The organism is Variovorax durovernensis, assembly GCF_977011995.1.
Genome location: NZ_CDRNCW010000001.1, coordinates 4,352,091 through 4,370,086, shown reverse-complemented (window position 1 = coordinate 4,370,086; position 17,996 = coordinate 4,352,091). Strand labels below are relative to the sequence as shown.

The 17,996-nt window shown below is 65.5% G+C and carries 17 protein-coding genes and 1 tRNA gene; 16 read left to right on the top strand and 2 right to left on the bottom strand.

All coding sequences use genetic code 11. The features are described 5' to 3' along the window. Positions 1-4: 4 nt before the first annotated feature. From infC to ACWV14_RS20790, 8 genes are all read left to right on the top strand, one after another. Positions 5-625 (top strand): translation initiation factor IF-3, encoded by a 621-nt coding sequence (gene infC, locus ACWV14_RS20825; RefSeq protein ID WP_422089050.1) that lies wholly within the window; start codon positions 5-7, stop codon positions 623-625. 151 nt (positions 626-776) lie between these two features. Then, a complete protein-coding gene (rpmI, locus tag ACWV14_RS20820; RefSeq protein ID WP_007832497.1) occupies positions 777-980 on the top strand; it encodes a 50S ribosomal protein L35 in 204 nt (67 codons plus the stop codon). A gap of 24 nt (positions 981-1,004) precedes the next feature. Then, positions 1,005-1,364, top strand: coding sequence for a 50S ribosomal protein L20 (gene rplT / locus ACWV14_RS20815; RefSeq protein WP_012747009.1), 360 nt, complete (start codon positions 1,005-1,007; stop codon positions 1,362-1,364). Between the two features lie 112 nt (positions 1,365-1,476). Beyond that, entirely contained in the window at positions 1,477-2,553 is a 1,077-nt protein-coding gene (pheS, locus tag ACWV14_RS20810; RefSeq protein WP_454903461.1) for a phenylalanine--tRNA ligase subunit alpha, read from the top strand. Positions 2,554-2,593: 40 nt separating this feature from the next. Further along, the gene (gene pheT, locus ACWV14_RS20805; protein WP_454903460.1) at positions 2,594-5,035 is read left to right on the top strand and encodes a phenylalanine--tRNA ligase subunit beta; all 2,442 of its coding nucleotides are present in this window, start codon (positions 2,594-2,596) and stop codon (positions 5,033-5,035) included. Positions 5,036-5,040: 5 nt separating this feature from the next. Then, positions 5,041-5,418, top strand: a complete 378-nt coding sequence (locus ACWV14_RS20800; RefSeq protein ID WP_454903459.1) for an integration host factor subunit alpha — start codon at positions 5,041-5,043, stop codon at positions 5,416-5,418. A 72-nt stretch (positions 5,419-5,490) separates the two neighbouring features. Next, on the top strand, positions 5,491-5,958 hold the full coding sequence (locus ACWV14_RS20795) for a MerR family transcriptional regulator (RefSeq protein ID WP_454903458.1): 468 nt from the start codon (positions 5,491-5,493) through the stop codon (positions 5,956-5,958). A 26-nt stretch (positions 5,959-5,984) separates the two neighbouring features. After that, positions 5,985-6,061 (top strand) — tRNA-Pro (locus ACWV14_RS20790). Between the two features lie 160 nt (positions 6,062-6,221). Here ACWV14_RS20790 and ACWV14_RS20785 read toward each other — a convergent pair. Beyond that, positions 6,222-6,584, bottom strand: coding sequence for a DUF3761 domain-containing protein (locus tag ACWV14_RS20785; RefSeq protein ID WP_454903456.1), 363 nt, complete (start codon positions 6,582-6,584; stop codon positions 6,222-6,224). A gap of 189 nt (positions 6,585-6,773) precedes the next feature. On the opposite strand from ACWV14_RS20785, the gene ACWV14_RS20780 reads away from it, so the two are divergent. The 3 genes from ACWV14_RS20780 to ACWV14_RS20770 all read left to right on the top strand — a co-directional run bounded on the left by ACWV14_RS20780 (position 6,774) and on the right by ACWV14_RS20770 (position 8,343). Beyond that, positions 6,774-7,004 carry a hypothetical protein gene (locus tag ACWV14_RS20780; protein ID WP_454903454.1) on the top strand — a complete coding sequence of 77 codons (231 nt, stop codon included), beginning with the start codon at positions 6,774-6,776 and terminating at the stop codon, positions 7,002-7,004. Positions 7,005-7,264: 260 nt separating this feature from the next. Continuing rightward, the gene (locus tag ACWV14_RS20775; RefSeq protein WP_454903453.1) at positions 7,265-7,963 is read left to right on the top strand and encodes a Crp/Fnr family transcriptional regulator; all 699 of its coding nucleotides are present in this window, start codon (positions 7,265-7,267) and stop codon (positions 7,961-7,963) included. Positions 7,964-8,085: 122 nt separating this feature from the next. Next, positions 8,086-8,343 carry a hypothetical protein gene (locus tag ACWV14_RS20770; protein ID WP_422087267.1) on the top strand — a complete coding sequence of 86 codons (258 nt, stop codon included), beginning with the start codon at positions 8,086-8,088 and terminating at the stop codon, positions 8,341-8,343. 82 nt (positions 8,344-8,425) lie between these two features. Here the strand turns inward: ACWV14_RS20770 and ACWV14_RS20765 are convergent, their stop codons facing one another. Further along, complete coding sequence (locus tag ACWV14_RS20765; RefSeq protein ID WP_454903452.1) at positions 8,426-8,788, bottom strand: hypothetical protein; 363 nt, start codon at positions 8,786-8,788, stop codon at positions 8,426-8,428. A 636-nt stretch (positions 8,789-9,424) separates the two neighbouring features. Between ACWV14_RS20765 and ACWV14_RS20760 the strand changes: the two genes are divergently transcribed. From ACWV14_RS20760 to ACWV14_RS20740, 5 genes are all read left to right on the top strand, one after another. After that, the gene (locus tag ACWV14_RS20760; protein ID WP_454903450.1) at positions 9,425-10,849 is read left to right on the top strand and encodes an EAL domain-containing protein; all 1,425 of its coding nucleotides are present in this window, start codon (positions 9,425-9,427) and stop codon (positions 10,847-10,849) included. Continuing rightward, the gene (locus tag ACWV14_RS20755) at positions 10,846-11,052 is read left to right on the top strand and encodes a hypothetical protein (protein WP_454903449.1); all 207 of its coding nucleotides are present in this window, start codon (positions 10,846-10,848) and stop codon (positions 11,050-11,052) included. The genes ACWV14_RS20760 and ACWV14_RS20755 overlap by 4 nt, the downstream gene beginning before the upstream one ends. Positions 11,053-11,096: 44 nt before the next feature. Beyond that, a complete protein-coding gene (locus tag ACWV14_RS20750; RefSeq protein WP_454903448.1) occupies positions 11,097-11,693 on the top strand; it encodes a hypothetical protein in 597 nt (198 codons plus the stop codon). Between the two features lie 16 nt (positions 11,694-11,709). After that, the gene (locus ACWV14_RS20745) at positions 11,710-13,119 is read left to right on the top strand and encodes a CsgG/HfaB family protein (RefSeq protein ID WP_454903447.1); all 1,410 of its coding nucleotides are present in this window, start codon (positions 11,710-11,712) and stop codon (positions 13,117-13,119) included. Between the two features lie 102 nt (positions 13,120-13,221). After that, positions 13,222-17,919, top strand: a complete 4,698-nt coding sequence (locus tag ACWV14_RS20740) for a beta strand repeat-containing protein (RefSeq protein WP_454903446.1) — start codon at positions 13,222-13,224, stop codon at positions 17,917-17,919. Positions 17,920-17,996 lie beyond the last annotated feature (77 nt).

Here is a 17,996-nt window from a genome sequence, read left to right as displayed (position 1 = left end):
AAGGATTCTGACCATCGCTACTGCATTTCGCGACCGCCGCCACCGCGAGGAACGCCAACACCGCCTGAACCGGGAAATCATGGCCCCGGAAGTCCGCCTAGTCGGCCCGGAAAACGAGCCAATGGGTGTTATGAGTCTCTCGGAGGCCTTGCGCCTTGCTGGCGAGGCTGACGTGGATCTGGTGGAGGTCGTCGCTGCGGCCAACCCGCCGGTTTGCCGCCTGATCGAGTACGGCAAGTTCAAGTACCACGAGCAGAAGAAGGCGGCCGAGGCGAAGTCGAAGCAGAAGGTCATCGAGGTCAAGGAAATCAAGTTCCGCCCCGGTACCGACGATGGCGACTACAACATCAAGATGCGCAACATCAAGCGCTTTCTTGAAGACGGCGACAAATGCAAGATCACGCTGCGCTTCCGTGGCCGCGAGATCACGCACCAGGAGCTGGGTCTGGCACTGCTGCAGCGCATTCGCGACGAACTGGGCGACCTGATCATGGTCGAGCAGTTTCCGAAGCTCGAAGGCCGGCAGATGATCATGATGATCGCGCCGGGCCGCAAGAAGGCCGGTGGCGGAGCGCCAAAGCCTGCGACGGACGCTGCACCGGCGGCGACGCCTGCAACGGCCTGAGGGCTGCGGTAGAGAGGTTTTGAAGGGATTTCGCCTTTGCCGGCGCTTCGCAAGAAGGACTGGCAGGGGCGAGATAAAGAAGTGTCTCGGGGCCAACAAGTCCGTGGAGCATCCATGGCGCCTCACGAGCACAAACTAAAGGAGCATTCACATGCCCAAAATGAAGACCAAGAGCAGCGCGAAAAAACGTTTCCGCGTTCGTCCCGGTGGCACCGTCAAGCGCGGTCAAGCCTTCAAGCGTCACATCTTGACGAAGAAGACCACCAAGAACAAGCGTCACCTGCGTGGTGCAGTCGCAGTGCATGAGACCAACATGGTTTCTGTCGCCGCCATGCTGCCCGGCCGTGGCATTTAACTCAGACGAACAAGGAGTACACACATGCCTCGCGTCAAACGTGGTGTAACGGCTCGCGCCCGCCACAAGAAAGTTCTCGCACTCGCCAAGGGTTTCCGCGGTCGCCGCGGCAATGTCTTCCGCATCGCCAAACAGGCGGTGATGAAGGCAGGCCAATACGCCTACCGTGACCGCCGTACCAAGAAGCGCGTGTTCCGTCAGCTGTGGATCGCGCGTATCAACGCCGCCTCGCGTGAACTGGGCCTGACTTACAGCCAGTTCGCCAATGGCATCCGCAAGGCCGGTATCGAGATCGACCGCAAGATGCTTGCGGACATCGCCGTGCACGACAAGGCCGCATTTGCCGGCATCGTGGAGCAGGTCAAGGCCAAGCTGGCTGCTTGATTCTGCACAGCAGGCTGCCGCCTCCGGGCGGCTTCCTGCGCCCACGGCTCAAGGGCTGGCGCTTGAAAAAGCTCCAGCTCTTTTTTATTTCCCCTCGAAGATTTTTGTTGCTATGAACGAGTTGGACTCCCTTGTCGACACCGCACGCGCCGCCTTCGCCGAAGCGAAAACGCCCGCAGAGCTCGAAAACGCCAAGGCCCAGTTCCTCGGCAAGTCGGGCCGCATCACCGAGCTGATGAAGGGCATGGCCGCGCTGAGTGTCGAAGAGAAGAAGTCCCGCGGCGCCGCGATCAATGTGGCCAAGCAGGCCATCGAGGCCGCGCTGACCGATCGCCGCCAGCAACTCGCTGACGAAGAGCTCTCGCTCCAGCTGCGCGCCGAAGCCCTTGACGTGAGCCTGCCCGGCCGCCGCCGCATCCCGGGCGGCCTGCATCCCGTGAGCCGCACTTTGGAGCGCATCGAGGAAATTTTCTCCAGCATGGGCTTCGACGTGGCCGACGGCCCCGAAGTCGAGAGCGACTGGCACAGCTTCACCTCGCTCAACAACCCGCCGAACCATCCTGCGCGTTCGATGCAGGACACCTTCTACGTCGACATCAACGGCGACGACGGTATTCCCTACAACCTGCGCCCGCACACCAGCCCGATGCAGGTTCGCTACGCGCATCAGCACATCAAGAAGTACGCCGCCGAATTCGCAGCCGCCGCGGCCGACACCAGCGGTACCGTGAAGGCGCCCGAGATCCGCGTGATCGCCCCGGGCCGCACCTATCGCGTCGACAGCGACGCCACCCATTCGCCCATGTTCCACCAGTGCGAAGGCCTGTGGCTCGGCGAGAACGTGAGCTTCAAGGACCTGAAGGTCGTCTTCACCGATTTCTGCCGCACCTTCTTCGAGCGCGACGACCTCGTGCTGCGCTTCCGCCCGAGCTTCTTCCCATTCACCGAGCCGAGCGCCGAGATCGACATCCAGTTCGCGAGCGGTCCGCTGGCCGGCCGCTGGCTCGAAGTGTCGGGCTCGGGCCAGGTGCACCCGAACGTAGTGCGCAACATGGGCCTCGACCCCGAGCGCTACATCGGCTTTGCCTTCGGCATGGGCCCTGACCGGCTCACGATGCTGCGCTACGGCGTGAACGACCTGCGTCTGTTCTTCGACGGCGACCTGCGTTTTCTCTCGCAGTTCCAGTAAGCCCCTCCATACACAGAAAAACCAGATCGAGATCGAAGAGATGCAATTCCCGGAATCCTGGCTGCGCGAGTTCTGCAACCCGCCACTTGACAGCGCCGCACTGGCCGAAACGCTCACCATGGGCGGCTTCGAGGTCGAAGAGCGCCGTCCGGTCGCGCCGCCTTTCACGCGCATCGTGGTCGGCGAAATCAAGGAAGCCGAGCAGCACCCGAATGCCGATCGCCTGCGCGTGTGCCAGGTCGACGCGGGGCAGGGCGCCTTGCTCAACATCGTGTGCGGCGCGCCCAATGCGCGTGTCGGCATCAAGGTGCCTTGCGCGCTGGTCGGCGCCGAACTGCCGCCGGGTGAAGACGGCAAGCCCTTCCTCATCAAGCTGGGCAAACTGCGCGGCGTCGAGAGCCAGGGCATGTTGTGCTCGGCGCGCGAACTGCACCTGAGCGAAGACCACGGCGGCCTGTTCGAGCTCGCTGCCGACGCGCCCATCGGTGCCGACGTACGTGAAGTGCTCAAGCTCGACGACTCGCTGCTCACCCTCAAGCTCACGCCCAACCTGGCGCACGGCCTGAGCGTCTACGGCGTAGCGCGCGAGCTCGCCGCGCTCACCGGCGCGCCGCTCAAGACGCCGGCCATCAAGCCTGTGGCTACGTCGTTCAGCGACGTGCTGCCCGTCAAGGTCGAGGCGCCCGAGCTTTGCGGCCGCTTCTCGGGCCGCATCGTGCGCGGCGTGAACACCAAGGTCGCCACGCCGGCATGGATGGTCGAGCGCCTTGCGCGCTGCGGCCAGCGCAGCGTGACGCCGCTGGTCGACATTTCGAACTACGTGATGTTCGAGTACGGCCAGCCCAGCCACATCTTCGACCTCGACAAGATCCACGGCGGTCTCACGGTGCGCTGGGGCAAGGCGGGCGAGCAGCTCAAGCTGCTCAATGGCACGACCATCACGGTGGACGACAAGGTCGGCGTGATTGCCGACGACCGCGAGGTCGAATCGCTCGCCGGCATCATGGGCGGCGACGCCACCTCCGTCTCGGACGACACCCAAAACATCTACGTCGAGGCCGCGTTCTGGTGGCCTGCCGCCGTGCAGGGCCGCTCGCGCCGCTTCAACTTCTCGACCGACGCCGGCCATCGCTACGAGCGCGGCGTCGATCCGAGCCGCACGGTGCAGATCATCGAGCGCATCACGCAGCTGATCGTCGAAATCTGCGGCGGCCAGGCCGGTGCGATCGACGACCAGAAACTGCACGTGCCGGAGGCCGTCCCCGTCACGCTGCGCGTGGCTCGCGCCGCGCGCGTGATCGGCATGCCGCTGACGCAGGCCCAATGCGCCGACGCGCTGAACCGGCTCGGCTTTGCCATCACCGAAGGCGAAGGCACGCTGACCGTGACCCCGCCGCCGCATCGTTTCGACCTGCTCATCGAAGAAGACCTGATCGAAGAAGTGGCGCGACTGATCGGCTTCAACAACCTGCCGACCACCGCACCACTCGCGCCGATCACGGCCCGTGTGCGGCCCGAGGCGCAGCGCGGCCGCTTTGCGGTGCGACGCGCCGTTGCGGCGCTGGGCTATCAGGAAACGATCAACTTCAGTTTCGTCGAGGCGCATTGGGAGCAGGACCTTGCCGGCAATGCCAATCCGATCAAGCTGCTGAACCCCATCGCCAGCCAGATGAGCGTGATGCGTTCGTCGCTGCTGGGTTCGCTGCTGCAGGTGCTCAAGTTCAACCTCGATCGCAAGGCGCCGCGCGTGCGCGTGTTCGAACTGGGCCGCGTCTATCTGCGCGACGACAGCGTCGCCACCACCGACAGCACCGTGCGCGGCGTTCACCAGCCGATGCGCGTGGCGGGCCTCGCATGGGGCGACGCAGCCGAAGCGCGTTGGGACGGCAAGCCCGAGCGCATCGACTTCTACGACGTCAAGGGTGACGTCGAAGCATTGCTCGCGCCGCTGGTGCCGAGCTTCGAGGCGGCCGAACATCCTGCGCTGCACCCGGGCCGTTCGGCGCGCGTGCTGGTCGACGGCAAGGCCATCGGCTTCGTCGGGGAACTGCATCCGCGCTGGCGCCAGAAGTGGGACTTTGCGCAGGCGCCAGTGCTGTTCGAACTCGATCTCGACGCAGTGACGGCGCGGCCCGTGCCCGTGGCGCAGCCGGTGCCCAAGCACCAGGCCGTCGAGCGCGACATTGCCGTCGTCGTGGCCGAAGCCGTCACGCACGACGCGCTGATGCAGACGATCCGCGCGGCCACGGCTGCGCAGGGCCTGCTGCGCGATGCGACGCTGTTCGACATCTACCGTCCGCAACCGCTGCGCGATGGCGCGGTGGCCGCACCCGGTGCGCTGGCACAGGGCGAGAAGAGCATGGCGGTGCGCCTGAGTTTCCAGAGCGACAGCGCCACGCTGACAGATGAGCAGGTCGAGCCTGCGGTGCGTGCCATCGTCGAACAATTGGGCGCCAGGCTCGGCGGCCGCTTGAGGGGATGAAGAGAATGAATGCTGCCGATTTCACGCTCGAGGCCCTAGAAACGCCTGCGCTCACCAAGGCGCATCTGGCCGACCTGCTGTTCGAGCAGATCGGCCTGAACAAGCGTGAGTCCAAGGACATGGTCGAGGCGTTCTTCGAACTCGTGGCCAGCAGCCTCATCGAGGGCACGGACGTGAAGATCTCGGGTTTCGGCAACTTCCAGATCCGCGTGAAGGCGCCGCGGCCGGGCCGCAATCCGCGTACCGGCGAAGCCATTCCGATCGGTGAGCGCCGCGTGGCTACCTTCCATGCGAGCGCCAAGCTCAAGGAACAGATTCACGGCAGCATCGAGCCGCAGGGCGGTGGGTCGACCGAAGTCGAGTGGAGCCTGGGCACCGAGTGAATGAATAGTGCTTGGTGCTGTGCGCTTGCGTAGAGTAATCTCTAAGGTTTCCCGCGCACAGTCTTGATTTCAATGGAGAAAACGCTCCCGCCGATTCCTGTCAAACGCTACTTCACCATCGGTGAGGTCGGCGAACTCTGCGGCGTCAAGCCGCACGTGCTGCGCTATTGGGAGCAGGAGTTCACGCAACTGCGGCCCATGAAGCGGCGCGGCAACCGCCGTTACTACCAGCATCACGAGGTGCTGATGATCCGCCGCATCCGCGACCTGCTCTACGACCAGGGCTTCACCATCAGCGGTGCGCGCAACAAACTGCAGGAACTGGTGCAGGGCGAACGTGATCGCCGCAAGGCCGGCGGCGAACTGCCGCTCGAAGGCATGGAAGCGATCGAAATCGAACAGGAAGAATTCGATGCGGCCGTGCAGGATGCGCCAGCACCTGTGGTTGCTGCTGCGCCGAAGACGGTCGATCTGTCGCAACTGCTGAACCTGCGGCGCGAACTCTTTGAAATTCGTGAGCTGCTGACCGTCGGACACTGAATTTTCACAGCTATAATCGAGAGCTTCGGTGTGTGGCGCAGCCTGGTAGCGCACTTGCATGGGGTGCAAGGGGTCGAAGGTTCGAATCCTTTCACACCGACCAAAATCAGTAGATAGAACAACGGCTTACGCTCACAAGGCGTAGGCCGTTTTTCTTTGTGCGTGACAAACAGAGAGTCTAGGCATGGCCTTTCTGCCGGAATGAAAAAAGCCCTCGCAAGGAGGGCTTCGTCACCGCAAGAGCAGCCTGGTCGGGGCGGTCTTCAGCAGGCCTTGCCGTGAGCCGCATGGGCGCCTTTGGCCTTGGCGTCAGCCTCGGACATATACGAGCCGTGCTTGGTCTTGCCGAAGTACTTGTCGCTAGAGCAGTGGTAGACCTTGCCATTCACCCAGACTTGACCAGCGGTGGCACCGGCTGCCACTGTCGTTGTTGCGGCGGCTGCGGCCGGCTTGGCGGCGGGTGCGGCGGCTGGTGCTGCCGCAGGCGCTGCCTGCGCGGCGGGAGCGGGGCTCGGTGCCGCTGCCGGTGCGGCAGCAGGCTTCTGGGCAAGAGCCGAAACGGCAAAAACGCTACCGGCAGCCAAAAGGATCAGAGCTTTTTTCAAGATGGGCACCTCGAAGGTCACACGAAAACACGTGCATGTTGCTGCCAACGCCCTCGCCGGGCGGGGGTTGACTGGGGGCTCCTGCAGCGGTCGTGGACGAGATGTTTTTCACGATTGGCAAAGGTTGTGAGCGATTCTCAACGAGCAAATTAACGCTTGTGAACTAGTTCCTGTGCCTATGGGGCAGGGCCTTTTATCCTCGAGACCATGATGAAAGCACCAACCCACATTCTTGACCTCCCCGACGGTTGGACTGCGGATTTCGAGATCGTCCGCACCCTTCATGGCTCCTACGCCGGCATCGCCAGGCTGAGCCTCAGTGGTGTGCAGAAGTGCGCGCTGGTCATAACCCAGCAACTGACCTGGGACGGCGCCTTCGAGCGTGCATGTGCGCGAGCCGCGCACTTCGTGCGGGAATGGATCTCCAGCGCCCGGGAATGATGAAGGCCCTCGTGTGGCCAACCGACGGGTTGCAGCCTCTGGCCGCAACCCGTTTTTCTTTGGTGCGCACGAGCACTGATGGCATCGTTTTGAAAACTTTATGGCTAAAAATCGACGAGAACTGCCAAAAAGTACCGAATCGGAAAAAGTCCAGTCTCAGGACTGAGACGCGCGGTCAAGTCCGCAGATGACGAGCCAGCACTCTCGGTATACGCCCCGCGACGCCAAGTTCGCGGCGGCACCAGATACCGCTTCCCGTCATGTACCTGCATCCTCTTCTTGCCAAGTTGCCTGCCGTCGATCGCGACGCGCTTGTCCAGTCCAGCGAACTGCGCTCCTATCGCCGCAATGCCCCGGTTCTTGTCGCCGGTCAATGGACTGGCCACATCTACTGCGTTGCGAATGGCCTGCTGCGCGTGGTGGCCCCAGGCTGGGAAGACGGCATGGACGTCACGACCGACTTTATTCGTCCCGACGACTTCTTCCTCGGCCCGTCCTTGAGCGAAGGCCAGTACCAGGCCAGGCAGGGCTTGATTGCGGTGTTGCCGTCGTCGGTATACCTCGTGCCGGCCGCCGTACTGCGCAAGCTGTGCGCTAAGCACCCGGAGGTGGCGCTGGGCCTCCTGGGGCTCGCGATGAATCGCATGTCCGGCATTCGTGGGCAGATGCGCAGCGTGGCGGAACTGTCGACCGAGGACTTGGTGAGCCGCGTGCTGCACCAACTGACCTACTTGGCGCCAGCGGGTGCTGGCAGCTACGACAGGCGCATCACGCAGTCGGTGATCGCCTCTTACTCGGGGCTCTCGCGCGAGGTGGTCAACAAGACGATGCGCGACCTGGAGAGCAGGGGACTCGTTCGGCGCGACGAGGACGGAATTCATGTCTTGCCGCAGGTCGGGGAGGCTCCAGTGCCGCCTCGTGTATTCGGTACATCGACCGGATGCACCCAGCGTGTGTAGTGCGGAGGGTCGGCAGGCGACGAGGGGGTGAGAGAAACGATCGCGCCGCTCGAAGAATCTTCTTCTCATACCAAGGAACTAGTTCCTTGGTGTGACATTACCCCCCGGCCTATTCTCGAAGCATGAGTTCAACGCAACAACAACTTCTGGTCGAACTGCCCGACGGGTGGTCGAGCCGGATCGATATCAAGCAAACCACCAATGGCCGCTACGCGGGTGTCGCCGAATTGAGCCTGCAGGGGCTCAAGTGGGGCGTTCTGGTCTTCATGCAGCAGCCGTCGCTGGAAGCCGCGCTGGCACGTGTGCGGCTGCGGGCCAGCCAGTTCGCCAGGGAGCGGCTTTCGCTGCTGGACGTCGAAGCGCAAATGCAGCTGCACTGAGGCGGAAATGAAAAAGCCCGCGCAAGGCGGGCTTTGAAATGTGGTCGTGAACTCTCACGCGGTCCACGGTTACGGCAAATTTTCACTTGCGGAAGCCACCTGTTATTTTTCTCGTCGCAGTGACTTCGACGCGCCGGTGTGAGATTCGGCTTGCCTGGCCAGGCAACGTTCGGAGCAAGTCCAAACGAGGCGCGAGTATATCAGGGCTCGTCACAGCCCATGTTTTTCCTATCCCGCGCATGAAGTTTGCCAAACCACGAGCAATGGCAAACGCGGCACCATCGATGTTCTCCTTGAACAAGCTTGGTAGAACATCATGAAGACATTCAGAAAGCTCGTCGGCGGCGCCATCTCTCTCGCAGGTGCCGTGGTGATCGTTGCCCAGCACCTTTGAAAGGCCTGCGTGCCACGCACGCGAATGCGGCAATCGACCGATGAAAGCCATCGAAAGACCGCTCCCGCTCTTCGTGTGATTGCGCCCCGGGCCTGAAGCCCGCATCGGCCAGCTGATCGGATGCGTGGTAGCAGAACGGCTCCTGGAGCCGTTCGCTCAGCTATGGCGCCAGCTCGGTCCCGTGGGCCATCCGGTGTTCGTCAAACATTGTTTACAAATGTGAGCTGGAACACATACACGGGCCGAAAACGAATGCCAACGGCTACTGTAATCCGTAGTATTCATTTTGTTTCAAATGTCCTACGGAGCTTGCAACGTGATGGTTCAAAGATCCTCGTTCTTCCGAACGTACAAGCCACGGCGTGCCGTGCGCGGGTCTGCCTCACGAACGCGTGGCGCCGATGAGTCGAGGGCCACGTCCATGCCTTATTCCTAGCCACCGCAGCGCAAGCGCAGGCGTTCTCCGCCTGACGCCGCGCACCCCCTCGCCGTGACCCGATAGCCGATCGCGAGGCCTCCTGAAAAGAAGGCCCCAGCCTGTGGCGGCTGTCGCCTGCGCGTCGAGTTTCCAGTGTCCGGTTCGAACCCGCGTTGCGACGTGGGGTGGCCGACTGTTGCCGCAAGAAACGCGGTGGCTCCTTCTTCTCTTGTGTGAATTCGACGCAGAAATTTTCGACCGAGGACGCAATGCCTGCTCTCTCTCCGCTGACAACCTGGCCTCTCGGCGCGGACATGCCCGCCGACTGGGCACCGCGTGCGTCGGCGGCGGGCGACGCGGCAAACGACCGCCCGCCTCGCGATGCGAACGACGCGCAGGACACGATGCGCATTCCCTACGCGGACTCGGTGCCCTTCGTTTCCACCGTGCCCGCCGAACTCTTCGCGCGCCAGCCGCGGCACAGGCCTTGTGCCTACGTCTTCATCGCGAACCTGCCGCACCTCGCCGAGGCCTACGGACAAGACTTCGCATCGAGCGCGAGCCGCGAAATCCAGCGCCGCCTGTGCGCGAACTTCCTGTGCTCGGCCGAGACCGATCTCGCCCGCCTGCGCGACGACTGCTTCCTGCTCTGGGCCAACGATGCCTTTGCGGCCGGCACCGTGCGTGCCGGCTCGTCGGTGAGCCGCGAACTCGAGACGCTGCTGTCCGAGCTCGGCGCGGAGCCGGTGCGCGCCAAGGGCATCACCGCGATGGCGCAACTGCATGCCGACTGGATCGAGGTGCGCCCGCCCGAGCAACTCGGCGACGCCGAGATCGAACTCACGCTGTGGACCGCACAGCCCTTCCCTGATTTGGGCGAGAGCAGGGCGGATGGATGGCGCCAGCGCTACCGCGCTGACATGGACGTCGCCGTGCGCGTCAGCGAGGCTGTGCTGGCAGAGGGGCTGAGCTTCGGATGGCAGCCCGTGGTGCACGCGGGCGGCATCGCCACCATCTTCTATCGCGAAGGGCGCCCGCGCATTGCGCCGGGCCGCGGGGAGCCCGCGTCGCTCGCGCCGGAGGTATTCCTGCCGTGCCTGCAACGCCTGGGCCTTGCGCGCGCCTTCGACCGCCTCGTGCTGCGGCGCGCGATGGAGGCCTTGAGGCTGCGGCCTTCGGCGCACATCGGGGTGCGCATCAGCGCGCAGAGCGCCAAGCCCGATCACTGGTGGGCTTCGCTGCTGTCGGCGCTCGACGAAGAGTTCGCGTTGGCCTCTCGCCTGGTGATCGAGATCACCGGCAGCAGCGGCTTTCCCGACCTCGAAGCGGCGCGCGATTTCTGCGTGCAGCTGCAGTTGCGCGGCTGCCGCATCGCATTGCGCGACTTCGGCGGCGGCGGCGACAACCTGGCCGCCGTGCAGGCCTGCCGACCTGACATCGTGAAGCTCGACGCGTCCTTCCTGCGTCGTGCGCGCAGCGGCGCCTTCGGCCGCGAGTGCCTGCAGGGAATGGTCTCGATGTGCAGCCACTTTGCGACGCACGTCGTGGTCGACGGCGTCGAGCGCGAGGACGACGTGCACATCGCCCTGGCCGCGGGCGCGCAGTGGCTGCAGGGTTACAGCGTTCGCGGCAGCGAGCCGCAAAGCCACGCCGAGGCGCCCGCCGCCCGGCGCCAACAGGTGGACTTCTCATGAACATGCCTATGGACCTGCACCTTCGCCTTGCCCGGTTGAACACCGAGCTGCTCCAGCTGCAACGCGCAGTGCAAGACCTGATGCAGCAATGCGTCATGCACTCGGACAACGCGAGTGCAGACGACATCGTCGCCAAGGCCCAGTACCTGGCGCTCGAAGCCGCATTGCGCATGCCCGATGCGCGCAGCACGACGCGCGCATGACACCGCTTCACCTTTCAACGTTCCCTCTCTCCCGCAGAAATCCTATGCCTAACCAACTCGTCCAGGTTACCCCCGGCGCGCGCGACTTCCGGTTGCGCCAGCGCTTGTCTTTCGTCTCGTTCAGGCACTTCATGCGATTGGGATTGCATGCATTCTTCGTGGTCGCGGCAGTGGGGGCTTCGGCCAACAACGTGGGCGAGAACATCGCCTGGCAGTTCCAGACCTCCACCGACAAAGCCAACCAGGCCGCGGTGCAGGACATGATCCAGCGCAAGAAGGCCGGCAGCTACGGCGCGGCCAACTACACCACCAACACCTACATCGGCAAACAGTACAACTGCGACGTCACGGCCACGGCGCAGGGCAACCAGGGCACCAACAGCACGGTTGCCAATTCGCCCAGCACCAGCGGCGCCGCCGCCAACTCCACGGGCAATGCCAACACCGGCTACGGCGGCGCGGGCACGGTGACAACGGGCCAGGCCAACACCGGCACCGTCGGCTCGTTCGTGAACGGCTCCACCAGCAGCAACGTGCAAGGCTGGTCCAGCCAGGCCCTGAACTCCAACCAGACCAACACCGGCAACCAGAGCGCCAGCGTCAGCGGCAGCTCGGCATGCGCATTCGGCGCGCTCAACTGACAGGGAAGAAAAAAGAATGATCACGTTCGAGTCGATCCGCGCATTGCCGCGCGTCAAGAAAACGGCTGCGTCGCGCGGCCTGCTGGCGGCAGCCGCCGTCATGAGCCTGGCCGGTTGCGTGACCGCGCCGCAGCAGCAGCTCGCGCCGAAAGAGGCGCCCATCGTCCTGGGCCCCGCCGTGCGCGAAAACATCACGCCGATGGAGCCCGTGCTCGCCTGCTTCGGCGATCACGTGGCGGCCATGCAGCGCCCGCCCATCGTCATCACCGTGGGCGACGTGAAGGACTACACCGGCAAGTACAGCATCAACGAAGGCAATGCCATCACCCAGGGCGGCGCGCTGATGGTGTATTCGGCGCTCGGCAAGCTAGGCGGCGCGGTGCAGGTGGCCGAACGCTTCGACCCCGTCATTGCCGAACGCGAACTTGGCTATGCCGACCGCCGCCAGCTCGGCGACGGCCGCGCGCACCAACTGGCCGGCCCCAACGGCGGGCAGGTGGTGCCGTGGCTGCCGTACTTCGGCGGCTCCATCAACAAGTCCGACTACTTCATCGTCGGCGGCATCACCGAGCTCAACTACAACATCAACTCCGGCGGTGCGGAGGTCGCGGTGAACCAGGTGGGCATCAAGGCGCGCACCTTCAGCCAGTCGGTGGGCGTGGACCTGCGCATCGTCGACACCAAGACGCTGATGATCGTCAAGACCGTCAGCCTGACCAAGCAGTTCAACGGCTACGAGGTCGGCTTCAACGTCTTCCGCTTCTTCGGCAGCAAGCTGTACGACATCGACGTCGGCGCCAAGGGCCAGGAGCCGGTGCAGATGGGCGTGCGTGCCGCGCTCGAAGAGGGCGTGGTGCGTCTGGTGGCCGCCGTCTCCAAGGTCGATCCCGAGCCCTGCCTGGGCATGCGCATGAACGACCAGCTGCAGATGGTGCCGGCCGAGAAGCTGCGCAAGGTCGCCAACCCGCTGGTCGATTCGGCCGGCACGCCGGTGCAGCAGGGCGAGGCCGTCAACGCGGCCAGCCAGACCGGCGCCAGCCTGTCGGGCTCCAGCGTGCAGATCCCGTTCGAGTTCGGCGCCGCCGCGCTCACGGGCGGCACGCTGAATCTGCTCGACCAGATCGCCGCGGCCGCAGCCAAGGGCCCGACCGAAGTCGTGCTCGTGGCACGCGACACCGAGAACTGGGACGCCGGCAAGCGCGACATGCTGATCGACCAGCGCATCGGCGTGGTCACGTCCGCGCTCGCATCGCGCGGAATCGCGCCCGGTGGCATCAACGTCACATGGCGGCCTGACAAGGCGGACACGTCGATTCATCGCGACGGTGCCGGCCTGCAGGAGATCGCCAAGCTCCGCGTGCAGGGCGCGGGGAGGGGTGGACCGGCCCGCACGGTCCGCGAGGAGAACGCAACCGGAGGGAAGTAACCGACACCGAGTCCCCAACCGCACCACCACCACAACGCATCACGTTTCCAGATCGATCTCGTTCGGGATCGAGTCAGTCATCCGATCCAAAAAGGAAAATCCATGAAGAAGAATCGCAAGAATCACGGCGCCGGCACCCCGGCGCTCGGCAGCGTCGGCCTGGCAGTGCTCGCCATGCTGATGGGCAGCGGCGCGCAGGCCGCCGATGTGAGCTTCGGTACCCCGGCCACAGTGACGGTCACTGGCCACAAGACCGTGCAGAGCGTGCAGGGCAACACCGTCGGTGTTACCGCTGACACCTCGGACACGACGACCGGCGTCACCGTGGTCGGCCCGCAGGCCGGCAGCAGCAACACGACGACCAACAACCAGGTCAAGCCCACCGCCATCGGCAACACCTTCACCAACTCGATCGACCTGTCGCTCACCGGCACCGCTCCCGACTCGAGCGCCGAAGGCTCGGCGTCGCTCGGCGTGCAGACCAACAGCGGCGTGGTGTCCAGCACCGCCAACAACAACGTCGTGAAGGTCGACCTGACCGGCTTCACCAGCGGCAGCGCTTCGAACACGGCCAACACCATCGCTGCCAGCACCACGCTGAACAGCGGCTCCTCGACGATCGCCGGCACGGTGCCGAACGACTACACATCCGGGACCTTCGGCTCCACGAACATCGGCTACACGCCGACCGGCAACTCCGCCAACTCGCAGGGCAGCATCGTCATCACTTCGGGGCAGATGGGCACGGGCGCCGCTTCCAGTGCTACGGCCAACGGCAACGAGGTCACGCTGAGCCTGACCTCGCCCACCACCGCTACCGTGACTGCCGGTCCGGTGCTCGACAACAACACCGTCTCGGCCACCCTCAAGGGCAACACCGCGACCAGCACGGCCAGCATCCAGCCCGGCGGCGCGCCCACCTTTGTCGGCTCGGCCGTCGTGTCGAACCTGCAGCTGAACCAGGCTGCCGGCGTCGGCGTGACCCACAGCGCTGTCACCGAAGGCACGACCATCGGCGCGACCGTGGGCGGCAACGCCGTGGGCGTGACCAACACGCTGACGGGCGGCCTCTCGGTCCAGGGCAACACCGTGTCGAGCGCGGCCACCGGCAATGAGTCGCTGGGCGCGGCGGGTGTGGCGGGCAACCGGATCGTGCTGGGCGACGGCATGTCCGTCACCGGCTCCGGCGCTCCGGTCATCAACACGGCCAGCTTCAACAGCGGCGCCTTGTCTAACGTCGTGGCGGCCGACATGGCGATTCTCAACAGCCAGGGCAACGTCGGCGTCTCGCTCTCCAGCCAGAACCTGGGCACCTCCGTCAGCGCCGCTGTGCAGTCGATCGACAACGGCTCGGTCAACCTGTCGGGCAACAGCGTGACCTCGGCAGCCACCGGCAACGCGGCTTCCAGCGCCATTGCCAGCGGAAGTAACGCGGCTGCGTTTGCAGCCACCGCCGCTCTGGCCAGCCAGCAGAGCAACTACGGGGTCAGCGTGGATGCCCTCACCGGTCCGTCGGTCGTCGGCGTGACCTCCGGTTCCGAGAACGGCACCAACAACGCCAGCACCGTGACCGTCGGCAACAACCGCACCGCGGCCACCGCTTATGGCAGCAGCGTGAGCCAGAACCTGTCGCTCGAAGCGAATGCAATGCCCCTGGTCGGCTCCGCATTCCTCAACGGCGGCGGCACGCCCGACGGCAACGTGACGGCCGTCGGCGCGGCAACGGTGTCGAACCTGCAAGGCAACTATTCGGGCGCGGTCAGCGCCACGAACGCTCTCTCTGTCGTCGGCCTGAGCGCGGATTCGCGCGGCACCGGCGGCGACACCGTCAAGGCCAGCGCCTTCGCGGTCACCGGCAACACCCAGGAAGCCGTGGCTGTCAGCAACAGCGCGGGCAATGCGCTGTCGCTGACCGGCACCAGCGTGGGCTCGGGCGCTGGCGTGGCCAATGTGCAGATCGTCGACGGCAACTCGCCGGTGCAGGCCGAACTCGTGGGTGCAACGGCCACCGCTTATGTCGGCACGCATTCGACCGACACCAGCGTGGCGCTCACCAACAACCTGCAGCGCGCTGTCGGCTACGCCAATTCGGCATCCAACACGCTGAACGTCGCGGCCAACGGCGCCAACGTTGCTTCGGTGGGCGGACCCGCTTCGGTCGTGTTCCCCGTCGGCGGCAACGTCAACGCCGGCTACGGCGTGCTGAGCAGCCAGTCGGCGCTCGGCGATGTGACCGCCAGCGCATCGGGCACTACCCAGACCCTGCCGGTGGCCGCACTGGAAGTGCTGGTCGAAGGCAACGTGACCCGCGGCACTGTCACCAACGAAGGCAACGCCTTCGTCGGCGCGGCCTACGGCAACGACGTGGCCAACGGCGCGAAGCTTGCGCTGGGCACCGGCGTGACCACCACCGGCTTCTCGACGGTGGCGAACGTGACCAGCGTGCAGAACGTGGCTGGCGCCGTCGCGGCAGCCGCGTCCGGCGGTTCGGTGGTGAACACGAGCATCGAGGACAACCTCGCGAACTCTTCGGTGTCCACTTCGAACAACCAGATCCAGGCGCTGGCCAACGGCAACCGCGCGAGCGGCAACACGCTGTCGGTGACGGGCAATTCGCTGTCCACCGCAAGTACCGGTCCTCGCCAGGGCGCCGTGTCGAACATCGGGCAACTGATTACCGACGCTTCGTTCAGCGTGCAGAACGCGCAGACCGGTTCGGGCTCCGTCACCGCCACCCAGCGTGACACGACCACGAACCCGGCCACGCCCACCGCCGCACAGATGCGCACGGACATCGGCGGCTCGGTCACGGGCTCCACGGTCGCGTCCAATGGCAACAGCTCCAGCGCTTCCGCCACGAGCAACAGCGCCACCAACGGCCTGACGCTTGCCGGCACCACGATCGCCACCTCGGGCGCGCTGCAGAACTCGCAAAGCACCAGTGCGGACGTGAATGCGCTGATTGGTCTGGCGGGTACGCCGGGCAGCCCCGGCACGCCGGCGGCGCCGTTCAACTTCAACGCAACCGGAAGCGGCCTGGCGGGGAACATCGCGGACAGCCAGGTGACTCTGACGGGCGGTACGCTGACAGTGGCAACGTCGAGCCTGACGACCGCTCAGATCAACTACCTCACGGCCAACGGCTGGAGCATCACGGGCGGCAACATCAGCGGGCCGGCTACATTGCTCGGCACGATCCCGCTGACGACTTTTGCCACGATCAACAGCGGCGGCACAGCTCCGTTCTCGGCCACCATCCCCGGCACGCCCGCAACGGCAGCCGTTCCGAACCAGGGCGGCGTCACCGTCGCCGTGGCCGGCGCGGTCACCAACTCGCAGCTGAGCGTCAATGGCAACACCGCCAGCGGCGCGGTCACCGGGAACACCGCCACCAACAGCGTGTCCGTCACCGGCGGCAACATCGCTGCGGGCAGCGGCAACACCGTGGGCGCGGCGGGCACGCTGCCGTTGTCTGCCGGCACCGGCGCGAAGGCCGACCATGCGCTGTCGAACCTGCAGCAGGTGAACGACGGCGCAAGTCTTGCCACCAGCGTGTTCGGCACCTATGCCATCGACACCGCCGCGGGCGCGGCCATCGCGGGCTCTACCCTGAGCGTGTCGAACAACAGCCAGCGCGGCAGCGCGGTCGCCAACACGGCGGCCAACAGCGTCGCACTGAGCGGCAACAGCGTGCAGGCCACCACGGCCCTGTCGTCGCAGCAGAGCAGCGCGGCTGCGGTGTCGGCCGGCTCGACCCTCGAGCTGTACGCACCGGGTGCGGTGTCGAACTCGTCGGTTGCTCTTTCGGGCAACAAGAACGTGTCGCTCGGCGTGATCAACGACGTGACCAACACGCTGGCCGTCACCGGCACCAACGTGACGCCCGTCGGCGCTGCCGTCAACGCGAACCTGAGTCCGGCCACCGCCACCGGCGACCATGTGCTGAACAACAGCCAGGTTGCCTCGACCAGCGTGAGCAGCACGGCCAGCACGCGCCTGTACAACCAGGACCAGGTGGCAGCCGCCACCACGGGCCTGGCGAACAGCAGCGTGACGGTTACCGGCAACAGCACCACGGCCGAAGCCTCCGCCAACCGCGCCGACAACAGCGTGGCCCTGAACGGTGCGGCGCTGCAAGGCGCCAACGCCGGCCTGGTCAACACGCAGAGCAGCTCCGCGGCAGTGGCGTCCAGCGCCATCACCTCGGCCACGTTCCAGCTGAACGGCACCGCACCGGCCTCGGCCGCGGCGCTGAACAGCGGCGTCACGATCGACGGCAACAGCACCACGTCGCTGGCTCGCGGCAACGCGGCCACCAACGCGCTGAACGTCGCGGCAGGCAGCAGCTACGGTCTTTCGACCGCGGATACGGCCGGCAGCACGCTGGGCGCCACGCAGGCGACGGCCGCGGTGCTGAACACGCAGGGCAACTCGGGTACGGTGACGTCCAACGCCACGGGGACCTACCAGGTCGCGCTCAACGGCCAGGCCGTGGGCACCGTGCCGGGCCTGACCAACGGCACGGCGGCTGTCACGGGCAACACCGTGGCTGCACAGGCGTACGGCAACAGCGCGACCAACACGCTGACCGTGACGGCACCGGCCACCGGTCGCCCGACCGCTGCCATCGGCAACTACCAGACCAACAGCGGCGCCATCGTCGCGACGGCCACTGGCGTGAACTACGGCGTGGGCGTGACGGGTGCGACCAACGGCAGCACCCTGCGCGCCGCGGGTAACCAGATCACCGCCACGGCGGTGGGCAACTCCGCCGTGTCCACGATCGCGTCGGCCCGCTAAGGGTTGCCGCTCCAGCCCCGGCGAGATTCCTCTCGCCGGGGCTTCTTGTCCGCCCGGGCCGCTTGCGCGGTCCGGCG